The organism is Kribbella pratensis (assembly GCF_004365355.1).
Taxonomy (GTDB): domain Bacteria; phylum Actinomycetota; class Actinomycetes; order Propionibacteriales; family Kribbellaceae; genus Kribbella.
The window spans coordinates 785,942-806,571 of sequence record NZ_SODP01000001.1 but is presented as its reverse complement, the minus strand read 5'-3'; the positions used below and the strand labels follow the sequence as shown (position 1 = coordinate 806,571).

General features: G+C 68.1%; 17 protein-coding genes. 5 read left to right on the top strand and 12 right to left on the bottom strand.

Going from position 1 to position 20,630, the window contains the following annotated elements; all coding sequences use genetic code 11:
* Positions 1-36: 36 nt before the first annotated feature.
* Genes EV653_RS03775 through EV653_RS03720 form a run of 12 tightly spaced genes read right to left on the bottom strand, consistent with a single transcriptional unit; the run spans position 37 to position 11,787 of the window.
* Positions 37-999: an aminotransferase class IV gene (locus EV653_RS03775; protein ID WP_134097974.1), complete on the bottom strand. Its 963-nt coding sequence runs from the start codon at positions 997-999 to the stop codon at positions 37-39.
* A 29-nt stretch (positions 1,000-1,028) separates the two neighbouring features.
* On the bottom strand, positions 1,029-1,586 hold the full coding sequence (locus EV653_RS03770) for a dTDP-4-dehydrorhamnose 3,5-epimerase family protein (RefSeq protein ID WP_134097972.1): 558 nt from the start codon (positions 1,584-1,586) through the stop codon (positions 1,029-1,031).
* Complete coding sequence (locus EV653_RS03765; RefSeq protein WP_134097970.1) at positions 1,583-2,851, bottom strand: polysaccharide pyruvyl transferase family protein; 1,269 nt, start codon at positions 2,849-2,851, stop codon at positions 1,583-1,585. The genes EV653_RS03770 and EV653_RS03765 overlap by 4 nt, the downstream gene beginning before the upstream one ends.
* A complete protein-coding gene (locus tag EV653_RS03760) occupies positions 2,848-3,783 on the bottom strand; it encodes a glycosyltransferase family 2 protein (protein ID WP_134097968.1) in 936 nt (311 codons plus the stop codon). Before EV653_RS03760 ends, EV653_RS03765 begins: the two co-directional genes overlap by 4 nt.
* Complete coding sequence (locus EV653_RS03755) at positions 3,780-4,703, bottom strand: glycosyltransferase family 2 protein (RefSeq protein WP_134097966.1); 924 nt, start codon at positions 4,701-4,703, stop codon at positions 3,780-3,782. Before EV653_RS03755 ends, EV653_RS03760 begins: the two co-directional genes overlap by 4 nt.
* A complete protein-coding gene (locus EV653_RS03750; RefSeq protein ID WP_166679280.1) occupies positions 4,700-5,980 on the bottom strand; it encodes a hypothetical protein in 1,281 nt (426 codons plus the stop codon). Before EV653_RS03750 ends, EV653_RS03755 begins: the two co-directional genes overlap by 4 nt.
* Positions 5,981-5,987: 7 nt before the next feature.
* A complete protein-coding gene (locus tag EV653_RS03745) occupies positions 5,988-6,722 on the bottom strand; it encodes a class I SAM-dependent methyltransferase (RefSeq protein WP_134097964.1) in 735 nt (244 codons plus the stop codon).
* Between the two features lie 34 nt (positions 6,723-6,756).
* On the bottom strand, positions 6,757-7,914 hold the full coding sequence (locus EV653_RS03740) for a methyltransferase C-terminal domain-containing protein (protein WP_166679279.1): 1,158 nt from the start codon (positions 7,912-7,914) through the stop codon (positions 6,757-6,759).
* A 29-nt stretch (positions 7,915-7,943) separates the two neighbouring features.
* Positions 7,944-8,609 carry a PIG-L deacetylase family protein gene (locus tag EV653_RS03735; RefSeq protein WP_134097960.1) on the bottom strand — a complete coding sequence of 222 codons (666 nt, stop codon included), beginning with the start codon at positions 8,607-8,609 and terminating at the stop codon, positions 7,944-7,946.
* Positions 8,609-9,463: a glucose-1-phosphate cytidylyltransferase gene (locus EV653_RS03730; RefSeq protein WP_202871472.1), complete on the bottom strand. Its 855-nt coding sequence runs from the start codon at positions 9,461-9,463 to the stop codon at positions 8,609-8,611. The genes EV653_RS03735 and EV653_RS03730 overlap by 1 nt, the downstream gene beginning before the upstream one ends.
* Positions 9,464-9,490: 27 nt before the next feature.
* Positions 9,491-10,726, bottom strand: a complete 1,236-nt coding sequence (locus EV653_RS03725; RefSeq protein ID WP_238159540.1) for a class I SAM-dependent methyltransferase — start codon at positions 10,724-10,726, stop codon at positions 9,491-9,493.
* Entirely contained in the window at positions 10,726-11,787 is a 1,062-nt protein-coding gene (locus EV653_RS03720; protein WP_134097958.1) for an NAD-dependent epimerase/dehydratase family protein, read from the bottom strand. The genes EV653_RS03725 and EV653_RS03720 overlap by 1 nt, the downstream gene beginning before the upstream one ends.
* A 169-nt stretch (positions 11,788-11,956) precedes the next feature.
* Between EV653_RS03720 and EV653_RS03715 the strand changes: the two genes are divergently transcribed.
* The 5 genes from EV653_RS03715 to EV653_RS03695 are packed head-to-tail and all read left to right on the top strand — an operon-like array spanning position 11,957 to position 20,596.
* A complete protein-coding gene (locus EV653_RS03715) occupies positions 11,957-13,279 on the top strand; it encodes a UDP-glucose dehydrogenase family protein (RefSeq protein ID WP_166679278.1) in 1,323 nt (440 codons plus the stop codon).
* Positions 13,276-14,511 carry a glycosyltransferase family 4 protein gene (locus EV653_RS03710; protein WP_202871471.1) on the top strand — a complete coding sequence of 412 codons (1,236 nt, stop codon included), beginning with the start codon at positions 13,276-13,278 and terminating at the stop codon, positions 14,509-14,511. Before EV653_RS03715 ends, EV653_RS03710 begins: the two co-directional genes overlap by 4 nt.
* Position 14,512: 1 nt before the next feature.
* Positions 14,513-16,432 carry an asparagine synthase (glutamine-hydrolyzing) gene (gene asnB / locus EV653_RS03705; protein WP_134097952.1) on the top strand — a complete coding sequence of 640 codons (1,920 nt, stop codon included), beginning with the start codon at positions 14,513-14,515 and terminating at the stop codon, positions 16,430-16,432.
* Between the two features lie 19 nt (positions 16,433-16,451).
* Entirely contained in the window at positions 16,452-18,650 is a 2,199-nt protein-coding gene (locus EV653_RS03700) for a bi-domain-containing oxidoreductase (RefSeq protein WP_134097950.1), read from the top strand.
* Positions 18,647-20,596 carry a heparinase II/III family protein gene (locus EV653_RS03695; protein WP_202871470.1) on the top strand — a complete coding sequence of 650 codons (1,950 nt, stop codon included), beginning with the start codon at positions 18,647-18,649 and terminating at the stop codon, positions 20,594-20,596. Before EV653_RS03700 ends, EV653_RS03695 begins: the two co-directional genes overlap by 4 nt.
* The last annotated feature ends 34 nt before the right edge of the window (positions 20,597-20,630 follow it).

Genomic DNA, 20,630 nt, shown 5'->3' with positions numbered 1-20,630 from the left:
CCTCCAGGTCTTGATTCCCCCGGCCGGACCTCGGCCTTAAACTCCGGCCTCCGCCGGCAGTAGTTGACGTGACACGTCGGCCAGCGGCGCCAGCTCGACGCCCGGCAGGACCAGGTCGCCACGCATGAGTTCCAGGTACCGCTGCCGGAGCTGCGCCAGCAGTCCGGTCTGGTCGTACTCGACACCGTCGAGCTCGGAGACCAGCGTGAGCTCCGAGATCGTGCCGGCCAGGCCGCACTCGTCGGCGGCGAGCAACTCGGTCCGCTCGATCGGGCGCCGGTCGAACGGCATCCCGAGCTCCTTGGCCACCTCTTCGAGGATGTCGACCGTGATGCTGTCCAGGCACGACTCGCTGGTCGGCGGCGTGACGATCCGTCCGCGCTGGACCATCAGGACGCACGCACCGGTCGCCTCCGCGACGCGGCCGGCGTCGTTGAGCATGATCGCGTCGTCGTACCCGAGCCGGCGTACCTCGATGCGTGCCATCCGGGCGCCGACGTAGTTCGCGCTGCTCTTCACGCGCGTCGGCAGCACGAGGTCGGAGGCGCGGCGCCAGCTCGTCACGCCGAGCCGCATCGGGTCCGGGTCCAGCTTGCGCTGGCTGAAGGCGGTGACCACCAGGTCGGCCTCGGTCGCCTCACCCCAGTGCCCGTGGGTGACGTACATCGTCGGCCGGAACCACAGGTCCTTGTCCGTCACCAGCAGCTCACCGGCCAGCTTCTCGAGCCCGGCGAGGAACTGGTCGTAGCTGAAGCGGACCGGGATGTGGAACAGCGACGCGGAACGGCGGAGCCGGTCGTAGTGACGGCGCGGAGTCCGGATCGAGAAGACCTCGCCGGCGGTGTCCCAGTAGCCCTTCACGCCTTCGAAGACGCTCAGCGCCCGGGTCAGTGCCTCGGCGCCGATGTGGATCTTGACGTCGGTGTACGGCACGAGCTCGCCGTTGACGAGCGCCCACGGCGGCGTCTGGAGCTGCGATATCGATGCGGTGTGAGCCATGAGGGCCCCCTTCCGGAGTTGGTGATCGATCAGCGGGCGCTCAGGACGCCCGCGGCGAGGTCGGCAAGAGAGACGGCCCGTTGGTCGCGGGCCGACATGAGCGTGACCGGCAGCGGCCACGGGATGGCGAGATCGGGGTCGTCGTAGGCGATCACGACGTCCTCGGACGGATCGTGCGGCCGGTCGATCCGGTACGCGATGTCCGCCGGTTCGGTGAGCGCCTGGAATCCGTGCCCGCACCCGGCCGGGATGTACACCGAACACTGGGTGTCCCCCGACAGCGTGAAGTGCGCCTGCCCGAGGTACGTCGGGGAGTCCGGCCGGAGGTCGACCACGACGTCGAACACCTCGCCGGCGGAGCAGCGGACCAGCTTCGCCTCGCCCTGCCCGGAGCGCAGATGCATCCCGCGCAGCACTCCCTTGCGGGACCGCGACAGGCTGTCCTGTGCGAACCCGTCCGGGTCGATCCCGACCGACCGGGCGATCTCGGCGTCGAAGGTCCGGCTGAAGAAGCCGCGGTCGTCGACGTGCGGTGTCGGCTCGAACAGATAGACACCGGCGATCTCGGGTACCCGCGTCACGTTCATGAGCTTCCCTCCAAGGTTTCCGCGGGCCGGGGGAAGACCTTCGACGACAAGACGTCGTACTGGTCCTCGAGCCGGCTGCGGTTGACTGCGTTCCGCTCGTCCATCGCCGGTCCGACCACGTCGCGGCGGGACTCGAGCGCGGTGTACTGGGCTATCAGTCGATCCACGTCGAGTGAGCGGATGTTCTGGCAGAACTCCGCGAGGCCCATGTCGGCCATCAGTACGTCGTTCTTCGCGGCGTACCCGATCGACACGGTCGGCTTGGACAGCATCAGCGCGCAGACCACGTTGTGGAACCGGGTGGCGACGATCGTGTCGAGCGCCGCCATCTGCTCCATCACGTCGTCCAGCGATTTCGGCGGGTCCTCGACGACCCAGGACGGATCGAGGTCGGGCCGGTTCTCCCGGACGTCGGCGAGGATCGCGCTCGAGACCAGTTCGTCCTCGTGGTCGCCGGTGAGCACCCGGACCCGGTGCCCGTTGTCGACCAGCCAGTGCACGAAGCGCGTCATCTTCGCGACGTACTCGTCGAAGACCTCTTCGGCGCGGTCGCGGTCGTCGTCCGTGCCCCGGTACGTCATCACGCCGACGCCGACGGTCGTGGGTTCTCCCGGCGGCGTCGCCGACCGTACGGCGGGAATCGGCAGCGAGAACGCCAGGTCCGGGTAGACCGGGTCGTCCGCGATGCCCAGGCCGGTGGCGCGCATCGCGTCCTTCGACAACTGGTCGCGGAACGAGCGGTAGTACGCCAGGCGGGCCGCCCAGGTGAAGACCCGGCGGGTCATCCGTCGTCCCGACGTGTTGGCGCCGACGCTGACGAGCGCGACCTTCGTGCCGGTCAGGCGACCGGCCGCGGTCAGCAGCAGCAGCGAGTACGGGAAGCCCCACCAGCGCAGCGGCAGACCGCCCTCCAGCACGCCCATGCCCGGTACGACCACCACGTCGTGGCGCCGTACCCAGGAGGTGGTCCAGAAGAAGTCGACGACCTTGCCGATCCCCTTGAGCGCGAGCGAACGCGGGCTGCTCGCGGTGCTGTACTCGTCGCGGTTCCAGTTCATCCGGATGGCCGGTAGGCCGTAGCGCTTCTCGACCACGTCCGGACCGGAGCAGAGGAAGTCGATCTGCGCATCCGGGTACGACTTGGCCAGGTAGGCGAGGAACGCCTCCAGCGACCCGTCGTTGCCGAGGTTCCCGTGGCCGAGCAGGCCGAAGAACCCGATCCGCGGGCCGCCCTTGGCCGGCGTGCTGAAACTCTTGTCGCTCATGCGATTCGTCCGCTCTGGCCTGCGACCACCCTGGATACCGACACGACCTCACTGACCTGCTCGACCGGAGTGTCCTGTCGTCGCATCGACGGCGGCACCGCCCGGCTCGTCATCCAGCGCACAAGTTGCCAGAGGCAACGCACTCGCTGGCCGGCGGTCAGCGGCGCGCGGAACAGCATCCGGACGTAACCCAGCGGGTACTCCGCCAGCAGCCGGATGGTCGAGTGCTTCCGGCGGCGCGGGTCGAGATTGCCGCACCAGGAACGGACCGTCCGGTTCGACCGCAGCGCGCTGTCCGGGTGGTCGCGGCGGAAGAACAACGACGCCGGCACGTGCAGGAACCGGCCGTGCAGCGCGATCTCGGCCACGATCGTCCGGTCGGCGTGGTAGAAGCTCTCGTTCAGCGCGGTCCGCCGCAGGACGTCGGCCCGTACGACGCCGTAGTCGTCATCGCCGCCGACGTCGAACAGCAGGCTCCGGAACCGCTCGACCGGGTCCGGCGAATCGGTCGTCAACGGGTAGCCGACCTTCGCGACGATGTCCCCGGCTTCGTCGATGATCGCGCTCCACGAGTGACACAGCACCGCGTCCGGGTGCTCGTCGAGCGCTTCGATGCAACGCTCCAGCAGATCGCGCGCGTACAGGTCGTCGTACGACGCCCACTTGAACAGCTCGCCGCGTGATTCGGTGAAGACGATGTTGTGGTTCGGCGACGCACCGACGTTCACCGGCTGGCGGATGTAGCGGATGCGCGGGTCGCGGGCCAGGTACTCCCGGCAGATCCGCTCCGTGCCGTCGGTCGAGGCGTTGTCGGAGATGATCAGCTCGAAGTCGGCGTACGTCTGCCCGAGCAGCGCGTCGAGCGCCTCCGCGAGGTACTTCTCGCCGTTGTAGACCGGCAGGCCGATGCTCAGCCGCGGTACTGCGTTCATCTTCTCCCCATCTCTGCCTGAGCCTGCGTGCGTCCGGCGGGAACCGTGTCTTCGATCCGGGCCGACGATCTGTGCGCCGCCCGGCTCGCCATCCAGCGCAGCAGGTGCGTGTAGCACCGCCGGCGTTGTGCCGACGAGAGCGGCGCCCGCCGGATCGCGCCGACGAAGCCGCCGACGTACTCGGCGAGCAACCGCGCGGTCGGATTGCTCAGCCGGTGTGCGCGCCGCGGCTCCATGTTGGCGGCGCGGCTGCGGATCGTCGGCTTCGCCCGCTCGGCGCGGTCCGGGTGGTCGCGGCGGAAGAACAGCACCTCGGGCACCTGGTAGAACCGCCCGGACAGCGCGACTTCGGCCATCAAAGTGCGGTCCGCGTGGTGATAACTGCCGTGCAGCGGCGTACGGCGCAGCGTCTCCGACCGCATCACGCCGTAGAAGTCGTCGCCGCCGACGGCGAAGAGCATGCTCCGGAATCGCTCGACCGGATCCGGCGAATCCGTCGCGAGCGGATAGTCGACGGTGAGGAGGATCTCCCCGGTCGCGTCGATGAACGCCTCCCAGGAGTGGGCGAGGACCAGTTCACGGTCGTCGTCGAGCGCCGCGATGCACCGCTCCAGCAGCTCCTGTCCGTACAGGTCGTCGTACGAGGCCCATTTGAACAGCTCGGTGTGCGACTGCTCGAAGACGAAGTTGTGGTTGGGTGTTGCGCCGATGTTGGCCGGCTGGCGCAGGTAGGTGATCCGCGGGTCCTTCGCTGCGTACTCGCGGCAGATCGCCTCGGTCGCGTCGGTCGAGGCGTTGTCGGAGATGATCAGCTCGAAGTCGCCGTACGACTGTCCCAGTAGCGCGTCCAGGGACTCGGCGAGATACTTCTCGCCGTTGTAGACAGGCAGCCCGACGGTCAGCCGCGGTACCGCGTTCATGTGCTTCTCACTTCGGGAACGACCGGCTGGGACTCCTCGGAATCCACCGCCGACTCCAACTGCTTGCGCTCGCGGACGCCCACATGCAGCGTGTACCACCAGACGAACGCCGCTGCGAACGTCGCACACGCGGCGCCCCAGGCCGAACCGCGCGCACCGTCGAGCGCACCGCCCACCACACCACCGACGAGGTAGAACGCCGAGGCACACAGCTGAGCCTTGAGACTGCGGCGGGCAATACCGAGTGCACGCAGACCTGCCGCGGCGCCGGTGTTGAAGCCCGCACACGCCACCGACAAAGTTGCCGGCAGCACCAATGCGGACGCGGTCAGCCAGACTTCGCCGAGCAGTGCGTGGCCCCACTTGTCCGGCAGCGCGAACAGCAGGAGCAGACCCCAGCCGAGCGCGGCCAGGGCCTGCGCGCCACCAAGTGCCAGACAGAACAGCGGCAACGCCCGGACAGACCTTCGCAGGACCCGGGCGGCTTCCGGTACGGCGACCAGGCCGATCCCCGAAAGCACGATGAAGAACGGTCCGAGCAGCATCTCCGCGCCGCGCACAGTACCGACGGCGGCGACGCCGGCCAACGCGCCCAATCCGTAGATCCGGAGCTGGTAGGCGCCGCTGAGCGTGAGGTTCTCCGTCAGGTAGCGAAGGCTGAGATCGCGGTGCTCGGACAGCCAGCGGCGAGCCAGTATCGGCCGCGGCAGAATGCCTGCCTGCAGCCCGCTCACGAGCGCCGCGAACACCCCGGCTCCACCCCACGCCAGGACGAACAGGGTCACGCTGGCGTGCTGGGAAGCCAGATACAGCAGCGGCACCAGGCCGAGCGCCCAGGTGATGTCGCTGACGAAAGCCTTGCCGCCCTGTCCCGACGCGAAGAACGCGAACCGCCAGCTGTCCTGCAGCATCAGGCCCGGCAACACGATGCCCAGGGCAATGAATGCCTGGCCGGCGTGCCCACCGAGCAGCAGCCCGACGAGCGCGCAGATCGCGCCGGTGCCGAGACCGACGACGATCGCCATCCCGGACGACTTCGCGACCGCGGTCCGCCACACCGGCCGCTCCAGGCCGCTGAACCGGACCGCGAGCGGATCGGTCCCCAGGCCGCGCGAGATGTTCAGGACCACGCCGTACGTCACCCAGGCCAGGCTGAACGCGCCGAACTGCAGCGCACCCAGCTGCCGGGCGACGACAACGCCCACCAGGAAGCTGACCAGGCTGGTCACAGCCTGGTCGGCAAGTCCCCAGGTGAGGCGGCGCAGGACAGCTTTCATCGTCGGCTCACAAAGCGCTTCGCTGGACGGCGGGCAGGTCCTGGAGGCGCCACAGTCCGAGCCGGTTGGGGTCGACCTCGCCACCGTCCGGGAAGGACTCGAGCGGCGCGGGGAAGTTGAAGGGCGGGAGCTGCATGTTCAGCTGCCGCCAGTTGCGGCCGGTGAACTGGTTGTGGTTCCGCTCGACGTTCGCGTAGGTGTTGATCACCAGCCACTGCGCCCCGGTGGCGCGGAAGTTCTCCAGAATGTCGGCCGCGTCCTGGAACGAGACGTGCACCAGACAGTCCCGGCACAGGATCAGGTCCACGGAGGGCAGCTTGTCCTTGGTCAGGTCGGCGACCGCGAAGTCCCGCTGCTCGTTGCCGTACTCCTGCCGGTTCTTCTCGATCACACTCGCGACGATGTCGAGACCGTGGTACTTATCCACCGGAAGCGGGATGTGGCGCATCCAGTTCAGGTCGCCGCACGGGGCGTCGAGCATCGTCTTGACGTCGAGCCGGGTCAGGAGCTCCGGCAGGCGTTCGCGGATGTCGACGGTGGCCCGCAGTTCGGAGCCAGTGCCGGACCCGGACTCGGCGCTGTCCCATCCCGACGTCTCGTAGACGTGCGTGAACAGCGCCTCCCGCGAGGTCACCCGCCACCGAAGGCGGTGGACCGCCGTCAGGCGAGCCATCGGTCCGCGGAGTACGCGCTTGACCATATCGAGCCCCGAACTGCGCAGGCTGCCTGCAACGGATGTCATTCCGGTTCCCCTAACAGAATCACCACAGGCGAGTTCACCTTGCGTCCTGACGACGAGTCCCCAGCTCGTGCGGCTCGGGCAACGGGACCAGATAGGTGGCGCCCCAGCCGCCGTCCGCTTCAAGTTGCGCGACGATCTCGTCGGCGATATCCCAGGTCAGCACGAGGACGACGTCCGGCCGCGCGGCCTTCAGCTCCTCGATCGGGCGGATCGGCACCATGCAGGCACCGGGAATCCGGCGGCCGTGTTTACCCGGCGCGAGATCCACGGTGAACGGCAGCAGGTCCGTCGTGACGTTGCTCAGATCCAGGAGCACCGGCGCCTTCGAAGGAGCGCCGTACCCGAGGACCGTCCGGCCGGCGGCCTGGTGACGGCTGAGCTCGTCGTGCAGCGCACCGGCCGCATGCCGCGCGGCCTCGTGCAGGCTGCCGAGCTGGACCTCGTCGGCGATCCCGGCCGCTTCCTCGTCGTCCAGAACCACGTCGACCGAGGCGTCCGGCTTCGCGTCCGCGGTGTGCCGCAGCATCACCATCAGGCTGCCGCCGTACATCTCGGCCTGCCGCACCGACTCGATGGTCAGGCCGTGCAGCGCGGCGATGTTCTGCAGCGCGCGCAGCGAGACGTACGCCCAGTGGCCGTGCCGGATCGTGTCGAACTGGTTGCCGATGAACAACGGCAGCAGGTGGTGGAACTCCATCACCAGCAGGCCACCCGGCGCGAGCCGATCGGCCCGCAGCTTCAGCGAGTCGCCGTACTGCGGCTCGTGCACGATCCCGTGGACGTCGATCACCAGGCCGGCCTTCTCGTCCTCGCCGGCCAGCCGCGAACCCGCCGCGTACAGGTGATCGAGCCATGACCCGCCGTGCGGACTGCCGAACTCGAACACCACCGTGCCGAGAAGCTCCGGGTAGTCCCGCAGGATCTCCTTGACGGAAGCCTCCGCATGCGCGCGGCTGGTCGCGGATTCAACGGCCAACGGCTCCTCGGCCAGCTGCGCCTCCACCGGACCGAGTTGCACCAACGTGCACTCCCGGCACAGCCAGAGCGACAGCGGCCAGCGCGGATCCGGGCCGGGGTTGTCCGCCGGCGGGAAGTAGTCGGCGAGCGGCTGGTCGCCCACGTCCACCACGAGTACGACGTTCTCCGACGCGCACCCGCGACACTTAACGGTGCTGTCTTCAAGAGCGGTCACCGCATCTCCTTCATTCACCATGTCAGCGCTCACCATGTCAGCGTCGCCTTGGCCGTCGTGAAGGCTTCGGCGTACGTCGCCCGGCATTCCATCCCGCGCAACCGGGCCAGCCCGGAGAAGACCTCTCCGTCGAACCAGTCGTGCGGGACCTGGGAGGGGTACGCCTTGTGCAGCAGCGCGACCTTGTCCTGCATCTGCTCCTCGGTGAGCTCGACGTACAGCCACGGCCGGCTGATGTCGCCGTCCCACTTCGGGATTTCGTAGTGCAGCACCAGGTGGTTGCGCCACACCGTGGGCGCCAGCTCGGCGATCAGCCGGTGGTCCTGGTGCGCGTCGTGCTTGCTCGGGGCAAACACCAGGTCGGGGCGACGCCCCGAACCGGTGTTACCGCCCCGAGCCGTTGCCTCGAGCAACTCCTTGGTCTGGTTCCAGTACGCCGGCAACCGGCCGTCCGGCAGCTCGGCCGACGTGACGGTCACCTCGCAGTCCGGCAGGAACAGCTCCGCCGCGCGGCGGGCCTCCTCCAGGCGCACCGGCGTACCGGTCGCGATCACGAACTCGGCGGACAGCTCCGGCACCGACTCGGCCAGCTTCAGCAGCGTGCCGCCGCAGCCGATCTCGATGTCGTCCGGATGAGCGCCGAGGGCAACCAGGTGGACCGGCCCGTCGATCAGGCCGAGCTGGAACGGAAGCATCAGATCGCCACCACTACCGGCGCGTCCGCCGGCACCGTGGGTTGCTTGTCCAGCACCTGTGCCTGCTGCTGGCGGACCTGGTGGCTCCACAGCGCCCACGGCTTCTTGCCGGACCGGTACAGCTCCTCGAGCTGGCTTCGCTCTTTGAGCGTGTCCATCGGCGCCCAGAACCCGTGGTGCGGGATGGCCTCGAGCTTGCGCATCGCGGCCAGCCGCGGGAACGCGTCGCCGACCAGGTCCTCGCCCTCGTGCAGGACGTCGAAGATCTCCTTCTTGATGACGAAGAACCCACCGTTGATCCAGACGTTCAGGTCGACCGCCGACCGCAGCCCGGTGACCCGGGAGTCGGTGCCGAACTCGACCGTGTGGAACGAGGCCTGCGGCGGCACCGCGAGCAGGCTGGCGGTGATGTCGCTGGTCATCACGTGATCGACGATCTTGTCCATCGGCGCGTCGGTGAGCACGTCACCGTAGTTGGCCAGGAAGGCGTCGTCGTCCTCCAGGAACGGCCGGACCCGGCGCAGCCGCTCACCGATCGAGGTGTCGATACCGGTGTCGACGAAGGTGATCTTCCACTCGCTGATGTCGGAGTCGAGCAGCTCGATGTGCTCGCCGCCCTTGGTCATCACGAAGTCGTTGGAGACGGTCTCCTCGTAGTTGAGGAAGTAGTTCTTGACCGCGGCTCCCCCGAAGCCCAGGCACAGGATGAACTCGGTGTGGCCGAAGTGCGCGTAGTACCGCATGATGTGCCACAGGACCGGCCGGTCGCCGATCGTCATCATCGGTTTCGGTGCGGAGTCGACGCCGCTGCGCATCCGCAGCCCGAGCCCCCCGCAGAAGATCACGACCTTCATCTGACTTTCCTTCCCCCCAACGCCTGTTCAGATCACTTCGAGCTGCGGGATGGGTACGACGAACTTCGCGCCCCACTCCCGTGCGTAGCCGAGCTGATGGACGATCTCCGCGCGCAGGTTCCACGGCAGGATCACGATGTAGTCGGGGCGCGTCTCGGCCAGGCGCTCCGGTGCGAAGATCGGGATGTGCGTACCGGGCAGGAACATCCCGTGCTTGTGCGGGCTGCGGTCGACCGTGTACGGCAGCAGGTCCTCGCGGATGCCGCAGTGGTTGAGCAGCGTGTTCCCCTTGCCGGGAGCGCCGTACCCGGCCACCGTCTTGCCTTCGCGGCGGGCCTGGATCAGGAACTCCACCAGATCGGACTTGATCGCGAACACCTCGTCGGCGAAGCCCAGGTGGCCCTCGACCGTGTGCAGGCCGGCGTCCTTCTCGTCCTGCAGCACCTTGCCGACCAGCTCGGTCGGCTCGCCGGCGGTCTCGACCGGCGTACTGAACAGTCGCAGCGACCCGCCGTGGCTGGCGAGCTCCTGGACGTCGACCACCTTGAGGCCGGCCTTCTCCAGCGCCAGCGCGGCGGTCTTCAGCGTCAGGTACTGGTAGTGCTCGTGGTAGATCGTGTCGTACTGGCGACGCTCGATCAGCCGGAGCAGGTGCGGGAACTCCAGCGACACGAGGCCGTCGTCCTTGACCAGCGCGCGCAGGCCCTTGGCGAAGTCGACGATGTCCGGTACGTGCGCGAACACGTTGTTGCCGACGACAAGGTCCGCCTGCCCGTGCCGAGCCGCCGCGTCCTTGCCGGTCTCCTCGCCGAGGAAGTAGCTCTCGGTGCGGATGCCGTTCTCGTTGGCGATCTTCGCGATGTTCGCGGCCGGCTCGATGCCGAGCACCGGGATCCCGAGGGCGGTCGCGTGCTGCAGCAGGTAGCCGTCGTTGCTGGCAGCCTCGACGATCAGGCTCTCCGCGCCGAGGTCGAGCCGCTCCTGCATGTCGACGACGAACCGGCGGGCGTGCTCCACCCAGCTGGTCGAGTACGACGAGAAGTACAGGTAGTCGCTGAACACGTCGTCCGCGGCGACGTACGCCGGGAGCTGGACGAGCAGGCAGTTGTCGCAGATCCGCACGTGCAGCGGGTAGAACGTCTCACCGCTGTCGAGCTGGTCCGCGCGCAGGTAGCTCTCGCACGGGGGCGACATGCCGAGGTCGACGAACGTGCGCGTGAGCTCCGCGCCGCAGATCCGGCAGCTGTTCATCGGGGTGTTCATCACTGCATCTCCTTCGGTCCCGGGAACTGGCCGTCGGTCTGGCGCCGCAGCTGGCCGTCGACGAGTCCGGCGGCGAGCAGCTGCTGGATCCGGCGCAGGCGGACGAACTGGGCGGAGTTGAAGTCGTCGAGCGTGAGGCCGTGCCGCTGGTAGGCGGCGTACAGCTCCTCGACGCCCTTGCGGACCGTCCACTGCAGCTGCAGCTCCGGGAACGTGTCGTTGAGCTTGCTGAAGTCGACCTTGTAGTTGCGCAGGTCCGGGCCGGCGCCCTCGGCGATCGACAGCGTCGAGCCCGGCACCGCCTCGCGGACCATCTCGGCGATGTCGCGGACCTGGACGACGTCCTCGGACCGGCCGACGTTGAACGCCTCGTCGTGGATCGTCTCGCGCGGCGACTCCAGCACCGTCAGGAACGCGCGGCTGATGTCCTCGATGTGGACCAGCGGGCGCCACGGCGTACCGTCGCTCTCCAGCCGGACCTGGCCCGACGTCAGCGCGATCGCGGTCAGATTGTTGACGACGATGTCGAGCCGCAGCCGGGTCGATGCGCCGTACGCGGTCGCGTTGCGCAGGTACGTCGGGCTGAAGGTGTCGTCGGCGAGCTTCGACAGCTGCTGCTCGGCCAGCGCCTTCGTCTCGCCGTACGCCGTGACCGGGAACATCTCGGCGTCCTCGCCGACCGCCTCGGAGCCGGCCGCGCCGTACAAGCTGCACGACGACGCGAACAGGAAGCGCTCGACGCCCGCGTCCTTCGCGGCCTGCGCGACGTTCAGCGTGCCGTCCAGGTTGACCGAGTACGTCGCCGCCTTGTCCAGGTTGCCGAGCGGATCGTTCGACAGCGCGGCCAGACAGACCACCGCGTCGTACCCCTCGAGCTCGCGCGCGGTCACGTCCCGCATGTCCCGCGGCGCCCTGTCCCCGATCGGGTCCGGCCCGCCGAGCAGGTCACACCCTTCGTACAGGCCCGTATCCAGACCGTCCACCTGATGCCCGGCATCCCGCAGAAACGGCACCATGACGGCCCCGATATAACCCCGATCCCCAGTGACCAGAACCCTCATCCGTGTTCCCCTCACCCCAGCGCAGTCCCCTGTCGCCCATAAAGAACCCCCGGACAAGCGCCTGATACAGCCAATTTGTTCGGATCGCGTGTATCAGGACGGTGCCGAGGCTGCTCTCATGGGCGCTGCGGACGTGGGGATGCCGCGTCATGAGCCTGTGGGGGGCGTTATGAAGGTTGCCGTGTTCGGCCTGGGGTATGTCGGATCTGTTACGGCCGCGTGCCTGGCGGCCGCCGGCCACGACGTCTGGGGGGTCGATGTCGATACTGCGAAGGTTGGTCCGATCACTCAGGGACACAGCCCGGTGGTCGAGCCGGGTCTGGACGAGCTGGTGGCGGACGGTGCGACCTCGGGTCGCCTGCACGCGACCACCGATCCACGGGTCGCGCTCGAGCGGGCCGATGTCTCGCTGATCTGTGTCGGTACGCCGTCGACTCCGGCGGGCAGTACCGATCTGACGTACATCAAACGCGCGGTCCGCGACATCGCGGAGGCCGCGCAGACCGTCCTCCGGCCGGCGTCGGGGTTCCACAGCATCGTGGTCCGCTCGACGGTCCCCCCGGGGACGGTCGACGAGGTGGTCGAGAAGGTGCTGGCCGACGTACCGCCGCCGGAGGGTCTGACCTTCGGTACGGCGATGTGCCCGGAGTTCCTGCGCGAAGGATCCGGCCTGGCCGACTTCTACGCGCCGCCGTTCGTTGTCGTCGGCACCCGCAACCCGAAGGTCGGTACCGCTCTGACCGACCTGTTCGGCTTCCTCGGCAGGGATGTGGAAGTCGTCGACGTCCGGACCGCGGAGGCGCTCAAGTACGCCTGCAACGCGTTCCACGCCACCAAGGTCTCGTTCGCGAACGAGATGGGCCGGATCTTCCGGCACTTCGGCGTGGACTCGCGCGAGGTGATGAAGATCTTCGTCCAGGACACCAGCCTGAACATCTCACCGTACTACCTGAAGCCCGGTTTCGCGTTCGGCGGCTCTTGCCTGCCGAAGGACCTGCGCTCGGTTCTGCACCTGGCACGGATGAACGACACCGAGCTCCCACTGCTGGCCGGCACGCTGGCCACCAACGAGCGGAGCGTCCGCGACGTCGTCGACCGGGTGATCGCCGGCCCCGGCCGTGAGATCGCGCTGCTCGGCCTGAGCTTCAAACACGCCACCGACGACCTGCGCGAGAGCCCGAATGTCGAGCTGGCCGAGCGCCTGATCGGCAAGGGCTACAACCTGCGTATCTACGACGCGATCGTCAACCCGACCCGTCTGGTCGGCGCGAACCTGCGCCACGTGCAGTCGAAGCTGCCGCACCTGCAGCGCGTCCTCACCGACGACCCGTCGGCGGCCCTCGCCGGCGCCGACCTGGCCATTGTCTCGGCCACCGACAACGCCGCCATCAACGCCCTGCTCGAAGCGCCACCCGCACGGACGATCGACCTGATCGGCCGGCTCGGCGCCGACGTGGAGTCGCTGCCCGGATACGAAGGAGTGGGCTGGTGAGCGGTCCGCGGGTCCTCATCATCATCCAGAACCTCTGGGTGCCGTTCGACCGCCGCGTCTGGCTGGAGTGCCAGGCGCTGGTGGCGTCCGGGTACGACGTCACGGTGGTCTGCCCGAAGGGGCCGGGCGACCCGGCGTACCAGGTCATCGACGGCGTGACGGTGCACAAGTACAAGGCCTACGCACCGGGCGGCAGCAAGGTCAGCTTCGTCTGGGAGTACGCGTACTCGTTCCTGCTGACGCTGCGGCTGGTCTTCCGCGCCCGTAAGGCTGGCAAGTTCACGGTGATGCAGGCCTGCAACCCGCCGGACATCTTCTGGCCGATCGCGATGCTGCTGCGCCGCCTGGACGGGACGAAGTTCGTCTTCGACCACCACGACCTGTGCCCGGAGCTGTTCCAGTCCCGCTTCGGCGGCACGAAGAGCCTGCCGTACAAGGGACTGCGGTTCCTCGAGCGGACGACGCACCGCACAGCCGACCACGTCACCTCGACGAACGACTCCTACCGCCGGATCGCGATCACCCGCAGCGGCAAGGCGAACCACGACGTGACCGTGGTCCGCACCGGGCCGGACCCGGACAAGCTGCAGCGCGACCCGGCCGCAGCGGACGAGGCGCTCCGCCGCGGCCACCGATTCCTGGTCACGTACATCGGCGTGATGGGCCCGCAGGACGGTGTCGACATCGTCATCCGCGCTGCGGATCACATTGTCAACACTCTCGGCCGCACCGACATCGCGTTCACGCTGATGGGCGGCGGCGACTCGTTCGACGAGGTGGTCGCGTTGCGGGACGACCTCGGTCTCAGGGACTACATCGAGTTCACCGGCCGGGTGCCGGACGAGACCGTGCGCGCGGTGATGTCGACCGCGGACATCGGCCTGTCCCCCGACCCGAAGAATCCGCTCAACGACGTGTCGACGATGAACAAGACCATGGAGTACATGGCGTTCGAGCTTCCCGTCGTCGCCTTCGACCTGATCGAGACCAAGGTCTCCGCCGCGGAGGCAGCGGTGTACGTCGAGCCGAACGACGTCGCGCAGTACGGCGACGCCATCGTCGAGCTGCTCGACGACGAGGTACGCCGGCGCCGGATGGGCAAGTTCGGCCGCGAACGGGTCGAGCAGGTGCTGGCGTGGAAACACCAGCAGAAGGCGTACCTGCAGGTGTACGACGCGTTGACCGGTCACGTCAGCCACATCGGTGACGTCGCACGCGCGACGGGGTCCTGACGTGTGCGGCATCGCCGGCTGCTACCAGCAGCACGACGGTTTTGCCCTCGCCGAGGCGATGAGCAACCGGATCGCCCACCGCGGTCCGGACGCCGACCGGATCTACGCGTTCGACGAGGGCGACGTACGGGCGTTCCTCGCGCACCGCCGGTTGTCGATCATCGACCTGTCGTCGGAGGCCGACCAGCCGTTCAGCAAGCGCGGGCTGACCATCTGCTACAACGGCGAGCTCTACAACTACAAGGAACTGCGGGCCGAGCTGTCCAAGGCCGGCGTCGGTTTCCGCACCAACGGCGACACCGAGGTGGTTCTGGAAGCGTGGCGCCGCTGGGGTCCGGATGCGCTGAAGCGGTTCCGGGGCATGTTCGCGTTCGCGATGCTCGACGAGGACAGCGGCAGCATGTACCTCGCCCGCGACCCGCTCGGCATCAAGCCGCTGTACTTCCTGCGCCGGCAAGACGGAGTTGTCTTCGCGTCCGAGCTGAAGGCACTTGTCACGGCAGTCGGGTCCGAGCTGCGGACCGAGCCCGGGGCGTTGATCGCGTCGATGCTCTATTACTGGCTGCCGGAGCAGCGTTGCGCGATCGACGGTGTGGAGAAGCTTCCGCCGGGTTCGTGGGCCGAGTTCCGCCCGGACGGCAGCAGCCGGCACGAGATGTACTGGCGGGTGACCGACGTCGCCACCGAGGCCGCGGCCGGTCCGCCGGCCGACCTGCGCACGATCATCGAGGAGTCGGTCGCCGCTCACATGGTCGCAGATGTCCCGGTCTCCACGTTCCTCAGCGGCGGGCTGGATTCCAGCTTGGTGACCGTGCTGGCGAAGCGTATGGATCCGAGTGTCGACTCGTACACGATCACGTTCCGCGCGCAGGACCAGAAGCTCGAGGCGATGCCCGACGACGCGATCTACGCGCGCAAGGTGGCGCAGCAGTTCGGCATCGACCTGCACGAGATCGAGATCGCTCCCGATGTCGTGGAGTTGCTTCCGCGGATTGTCGACATCCTGGACGAGCCGATCGGCGACCCGGCCGCGATCAACACGCTGCTGATGTGCGACACCGCACGCGACGCCGGCGTGAAGGTCCTGCTGTCCGGGATGGGCGCCGACGAGCTGTTCGGCGGTTACCGCAAGCACCTCGCGTGCGTGATGGGAGCGCAGTACCAGCGGCTTCCCGGCGTACTGCGGAACGGTGTGATCGGGCCCGCCGTACGACGCTTGCCGGTGACGGTGAACGGGCGCGGACTGCGGTACGCGCGGTGGGCCAAGCGGTTCGAGACGTTCGCGAACCTCTCCGAGGAGACGGCGTTCCGGCGCAGCTACACGATGTACGACGGGGACCAGCTCGCCGGGCTGCTGAGCCCGGACCTGGAACCGTACGTCGGGAAGCTGCTGTCCGAGCACGCCGACATCTACCACGACACCACGCTCGACGATCACGTGAACCGGATGTGCCTGGCCGACTCGCGGATGTTCCTGCCGGGGCTGAACCTCGCGTACACGGACCGGTCCAGCATGGCGGCGTCGACCGAAGTACGGACGCCGTTCGTGGACCCGATCGTCGCGCGCGCGGCGTTCTCGATCCCGGGCAGCGAGAAGATCCACCGCCGGGTCAGCAAGCTGGCGCTGAAGAAGGCGGCCGAGGCGTGGCTGCCGAAAGAGATCATCTACCGGCCGAAGGCGTCGTTCAGTGCGCCGCTGCGGGCCTGGGTGCGGAACGACCTGCGCGAGCTCGTCGACGACACGCTGCTGCGCGGTGAGCTGGTCGGCAGCGGGTTCCTGCAGCGGGCCGCCGTACAGAAGCTCGTCGACGACGAGCGGGCCGGGCGCGAGGACTACTCGAAGCAGATCTGGCAGTTGCTGACCTTGGAGACCTGGACCCGCCACATGCGGTCGCTGGGCGTGACCATTACTTCCCTCTGACAATTTGGCAAGGACGGACATGAAGCAGGTTGCACAGAACTACAAGTCCGGTGAGCTGGCTGTGCTGGACGTGCCTCCGCCCACCTGTGCGCCCGGTGGCGTGCTGATCCGTTCGCTGTACTCGCTGATCTCGACCGGCACGGAGCTGATGAAGGTCGGCGAAGCGAAGCTGTCGCTGGTCGGCAAGGCGAAGGCGCGGCCGGACCAGGTGCGGAAGGTGCTGGACTCCGTTGCGCAGCAGGGTGCGTTGAACACCTACAAGAAGGTGATGAACAAGCTCGACTCGTACACGCCGCTCGGGTACTCGCTGTGCGGTGTGGTTGTCGAGGTCGGCGCCGGTGCGGAGGAGTTCAGTGTCGGGCAGTTGGTTGCCGCGGCGGGGAACGAGTTCGCGTTGCATGCGGAGTACAACTGGGTGCCGCTGAACCTGTGCGTGCCGGTGCCGGACGGCGTGCCGGCTGAGCAGGCTGCGTTCTCGACGGTTGGTGCGATCGCGATGCAGGGTGTGCGGCAGGCTGAGGTGCAGCTTGGCGAGACTGCGGTGGTGATCGGGCTCGGTTTGGTCGGGCAGCTCGTGGTGCGGTTGCTGGTCGCGGCCGGGGTGCGGGTGTTCGGCATCGACACGGTCGCGGACCGCTGCCGGATGGCGGAGAAGGCCGGTGCGCTCGCGTGCTCCTCCCCCGACGAGGCTGGTATCGCTTCGCTGGAACGGTCGTTGCTGGAGGCATCGAACGGGCTGGGCGCCGACCGCATCCTGCTGGCTGCGGGCGGTCACTCCAACGGTCCGGTCGAGACGGCTGCCCGGCTGGCACGCGACCGTGCCCGGGTTGTCGACATCGGCAAGACCAAGCTGGACCTGCCCTGGAACGCGTACTACGACAAGGAACTAGACGTCCGGTTCTCGCGCTCCTACGGCCCCGGCCGCTACGACGACCGGTACGAACTCCAGGGCATCGACTACCCGGCCGGCTACGTCCGCTGGACCGAACGCCGCAACCTCGAATGCTTCATCGACCTGATCGCCCGCGAACAGATCGACGTAGGCTCCCTCATCGCAAACACCTTCCCCATCGCCGACGCCACCAACGTCTACCAACAGCTGAGCTCAGGCGCCCTCCCCGGCGTCGGCTTCCTCTTCGAATACCCCAACGACGCGCCGGCCCCGGCGCTCCGCGCCGAAACCGGCGCGGAAGAAGCTGCGCTGGACTCCGGCCTTGACACCAACCGCCGGCGGGAGCCGGCCGGGCGACCGGCTCCCGCCGGCGCCGCTCGGATGGGATTCATCGGGGCTGGGAACTATGCGTCGAGCATGCTTCTGCCGCATTTGCAGAAGGATGAGGATGCGGTGTTGGCTCGGGTGGCGACCAACAAGTCGTTGTCGGCCGCCAATGCTCAGCGGCGGTTCGGGTTCGAGCAGATTTCGACGGATGCGCAGGAGGTGCTGTCCGACGACAGCCTCGACGCGATCTTCGTGGTGACCCGGCACAGCTCCCACGCCGAGCTGGCGTGCCGGGCGCTCGAGACCGGGAAGGCCGTCTTCGTCGAGAAGCCTCTGGCGCTGACCGACGAGGAGCTGGACCGGATCGTCGCCACGGTCGATGCCACCGGCAACGACCGGCTGATGGTCGGGTTCAACCGCCGGTTCGCGCCGCTGCTGACCGACCTGAAGGGCCGCTTCGGCGACCCGGGCGGCGCGTTCTCGCTGCGCTACCTCGTCAACGCCGGCAAGCTCGACTCCACCAGCTGGTACCTCGACGCCGGCAAGGAAGGCACCCGGTTCGCCGGCGAGGGCGGGCACTTCATCGACACCCTGACCTGGTGGCTGAACAGCCTCCCGACCGAGGTGTACGCCGTACCCGGTCCCGACACCGGCGACGTGATCGTCACGCTCCGGTTCGCAGGAGGCTCGGTCGGCACGATCAACTACGTCGCCGGCGGCAACTCGCGCTTCCCGAAGGAGACGCTCGACATCACCGGCGGCGGCCGCAACGGGCGACTCGACAACTTCCAGAGCGCCTCGGTGTGGACCGGCCGCAAGCCGTCGACGAAGAAGACCCGCAGCACCGACAAGGGCCAGCGGACCGAGCTGGCACAGTTCGTCGCCGCGGTGAAGTCCGGCGGCCCGATGCCGATCTCCTTCGACGAACTCGTCGCAACCACTCGCGCCACCATCGCGGTGGACCGGAGCCTGGCTTCAGGTAAACCGGAGAAGGTGTGAGCCGCCAGCCCCTGGGCTGGTACGTCCGCCGCCTGCGCCGGATGTCCCCCACCGAACTCGTCCTGCGCGCTCGCGATACCGGACGCCGTACTGCCTGGGCCTACCAACAGGTCAGGCCCGGGCAGAACACGGCAACCCACCTGCCCCTCCGCAAAGAGCTGACCTTCAGTACGACGCTCCCGGCGCACACCGCCTGCATCGCGCCGGAGGACGCCCGCAAGGCCGTGATCCGGACGGCCGACGCGATCATGGCCGGCAACCTCGAAGTACTCGGCGTCGACCGGACCGACCTGACGAAACCGGACTGGTTCCGCGACCCGATCACCGGCCGTCGCTCGGACCCGGCGCAGTACGTCTTCAAGCTGAACCACCGCAACGAGGAAGCGGTCGGCAACATCAAGCAGGTGTGGGAGCTGTCCCGCCACCACCACCTGACCCAGCTGGCCGCCGCCTGGTTCCTGACCCACGACGACCGGTACGCCGAACGCGTCGCCGACCACCTCAACGACTGGTGGCGTACGAACCCGTTCCTGTCCGGAGTGCACTGGGCCAGCGGGATCGAGATCGGCATCCGTCTGATCAGCTGGACGTGGATCCGCCGGCTGCTGAACGACTGGCCGGACATCACCGACCTGTTCGAACACAACGAACTGGCGCACCAGCAGATCTACTGGCACCAGCGCTACCTGGCCGCGTTCCAGAGCCACGGGTCCTCGGCCAACAACCACGTGATCGCCGAGGCCGCCGGTCAGCTCGTCGCCGCCTGTGCGTTCCCCTGGTTCACCAAGAGCACCCGCTGGCGCCAGGACGCGACAGCCCTGCTGGAGAAGGAACTCGACGCCAACACATTCCCCTCCGGGGTGAACCGTGAGCTGGCCACTGACTACCACCGCTTCGTCTCCGAGCTCGGCCTGTACGCCGCCCTGGAGGCAGACTGGTCCGGTCACCCGCTCAGCCGGCACACCTGGGCACTCCTGACCCGCACGGTCGACGTTGCCGCAGCAATCGTCGACACCTCGCTCCGGCCACCGCGCCAGGGCGACGACGACGAGGGCATGGTGCTGGTCCTCGATCCGCCGGACATCCACCACTGGTCGGCGTTCCTGTCGCTCGGCGCGGCGGCTGTCGGTGCAGCGCCCTGGTGGCCGGACAGCCCGCCCACTGCGACGTCGTACATCATCAGCTCGCTGGTCGAGAAACAGCAGCCGGACCGCCCCGCCGTACGACCGGATCACTTCGAGGACGCCGGTCTGACGATTCTGCGCAGTGACGACGCCGGTCCGGAGATCTGGTGCCGCGCGGACGCCGGTCCGCACGGTTTCCTCTCCATCGCCGCGCATGCGCACTCCGACGCCCTCTCGCTCGAGGTCCGCGTCGGCGGCGTCGACATCCTGGCCGACCCGGGCACGTACTGCTACCACGGTGAAGAGGAGTGGCGGAACTACTTCCGCTCCACGATCGCCCACAACACCGTCGAGGTCGCCGGCGCCGAGCAATCCACCCTGGGCGGAGCGTTCCTCTGGCTGCGCGGCGCGACAGGCAAGGTACGCCGGTACGCGCCCAACACCTGGGAAGCCGAGCACGATGGCTACCGGGTCGGCGATGCACCCGTCACGCACCGGCGGACCGCAGTACTCGACCACGGCGTACTGCGGGTCGAGGATCGGCTCGATGCGGCGTCCGACGTACGTATTGCCTGGCATCTGGGGCCAGAGGTGTCCGTCGAGCTGGACGGGTCGAGCGGACGGCTGGAGTGGTCCACCGGCTCGGCGACCGTCGAGTTGCCGGCTGGACTGACCTGGACAGCGCACCGCGGTGGCGACGATCCGTTGCTGGGCTGGTACTCACCGCGATTCGGTCGCAAGGTCCCGATCACGACACTCGTCGGAACCGGAAACCTGGCCGCCGAAGAGCCCGCGGTAAGCACCTTCCGATTCCGGTCCTAACTGCATCACGCAGCATCAACCTGTATCAGCCTCT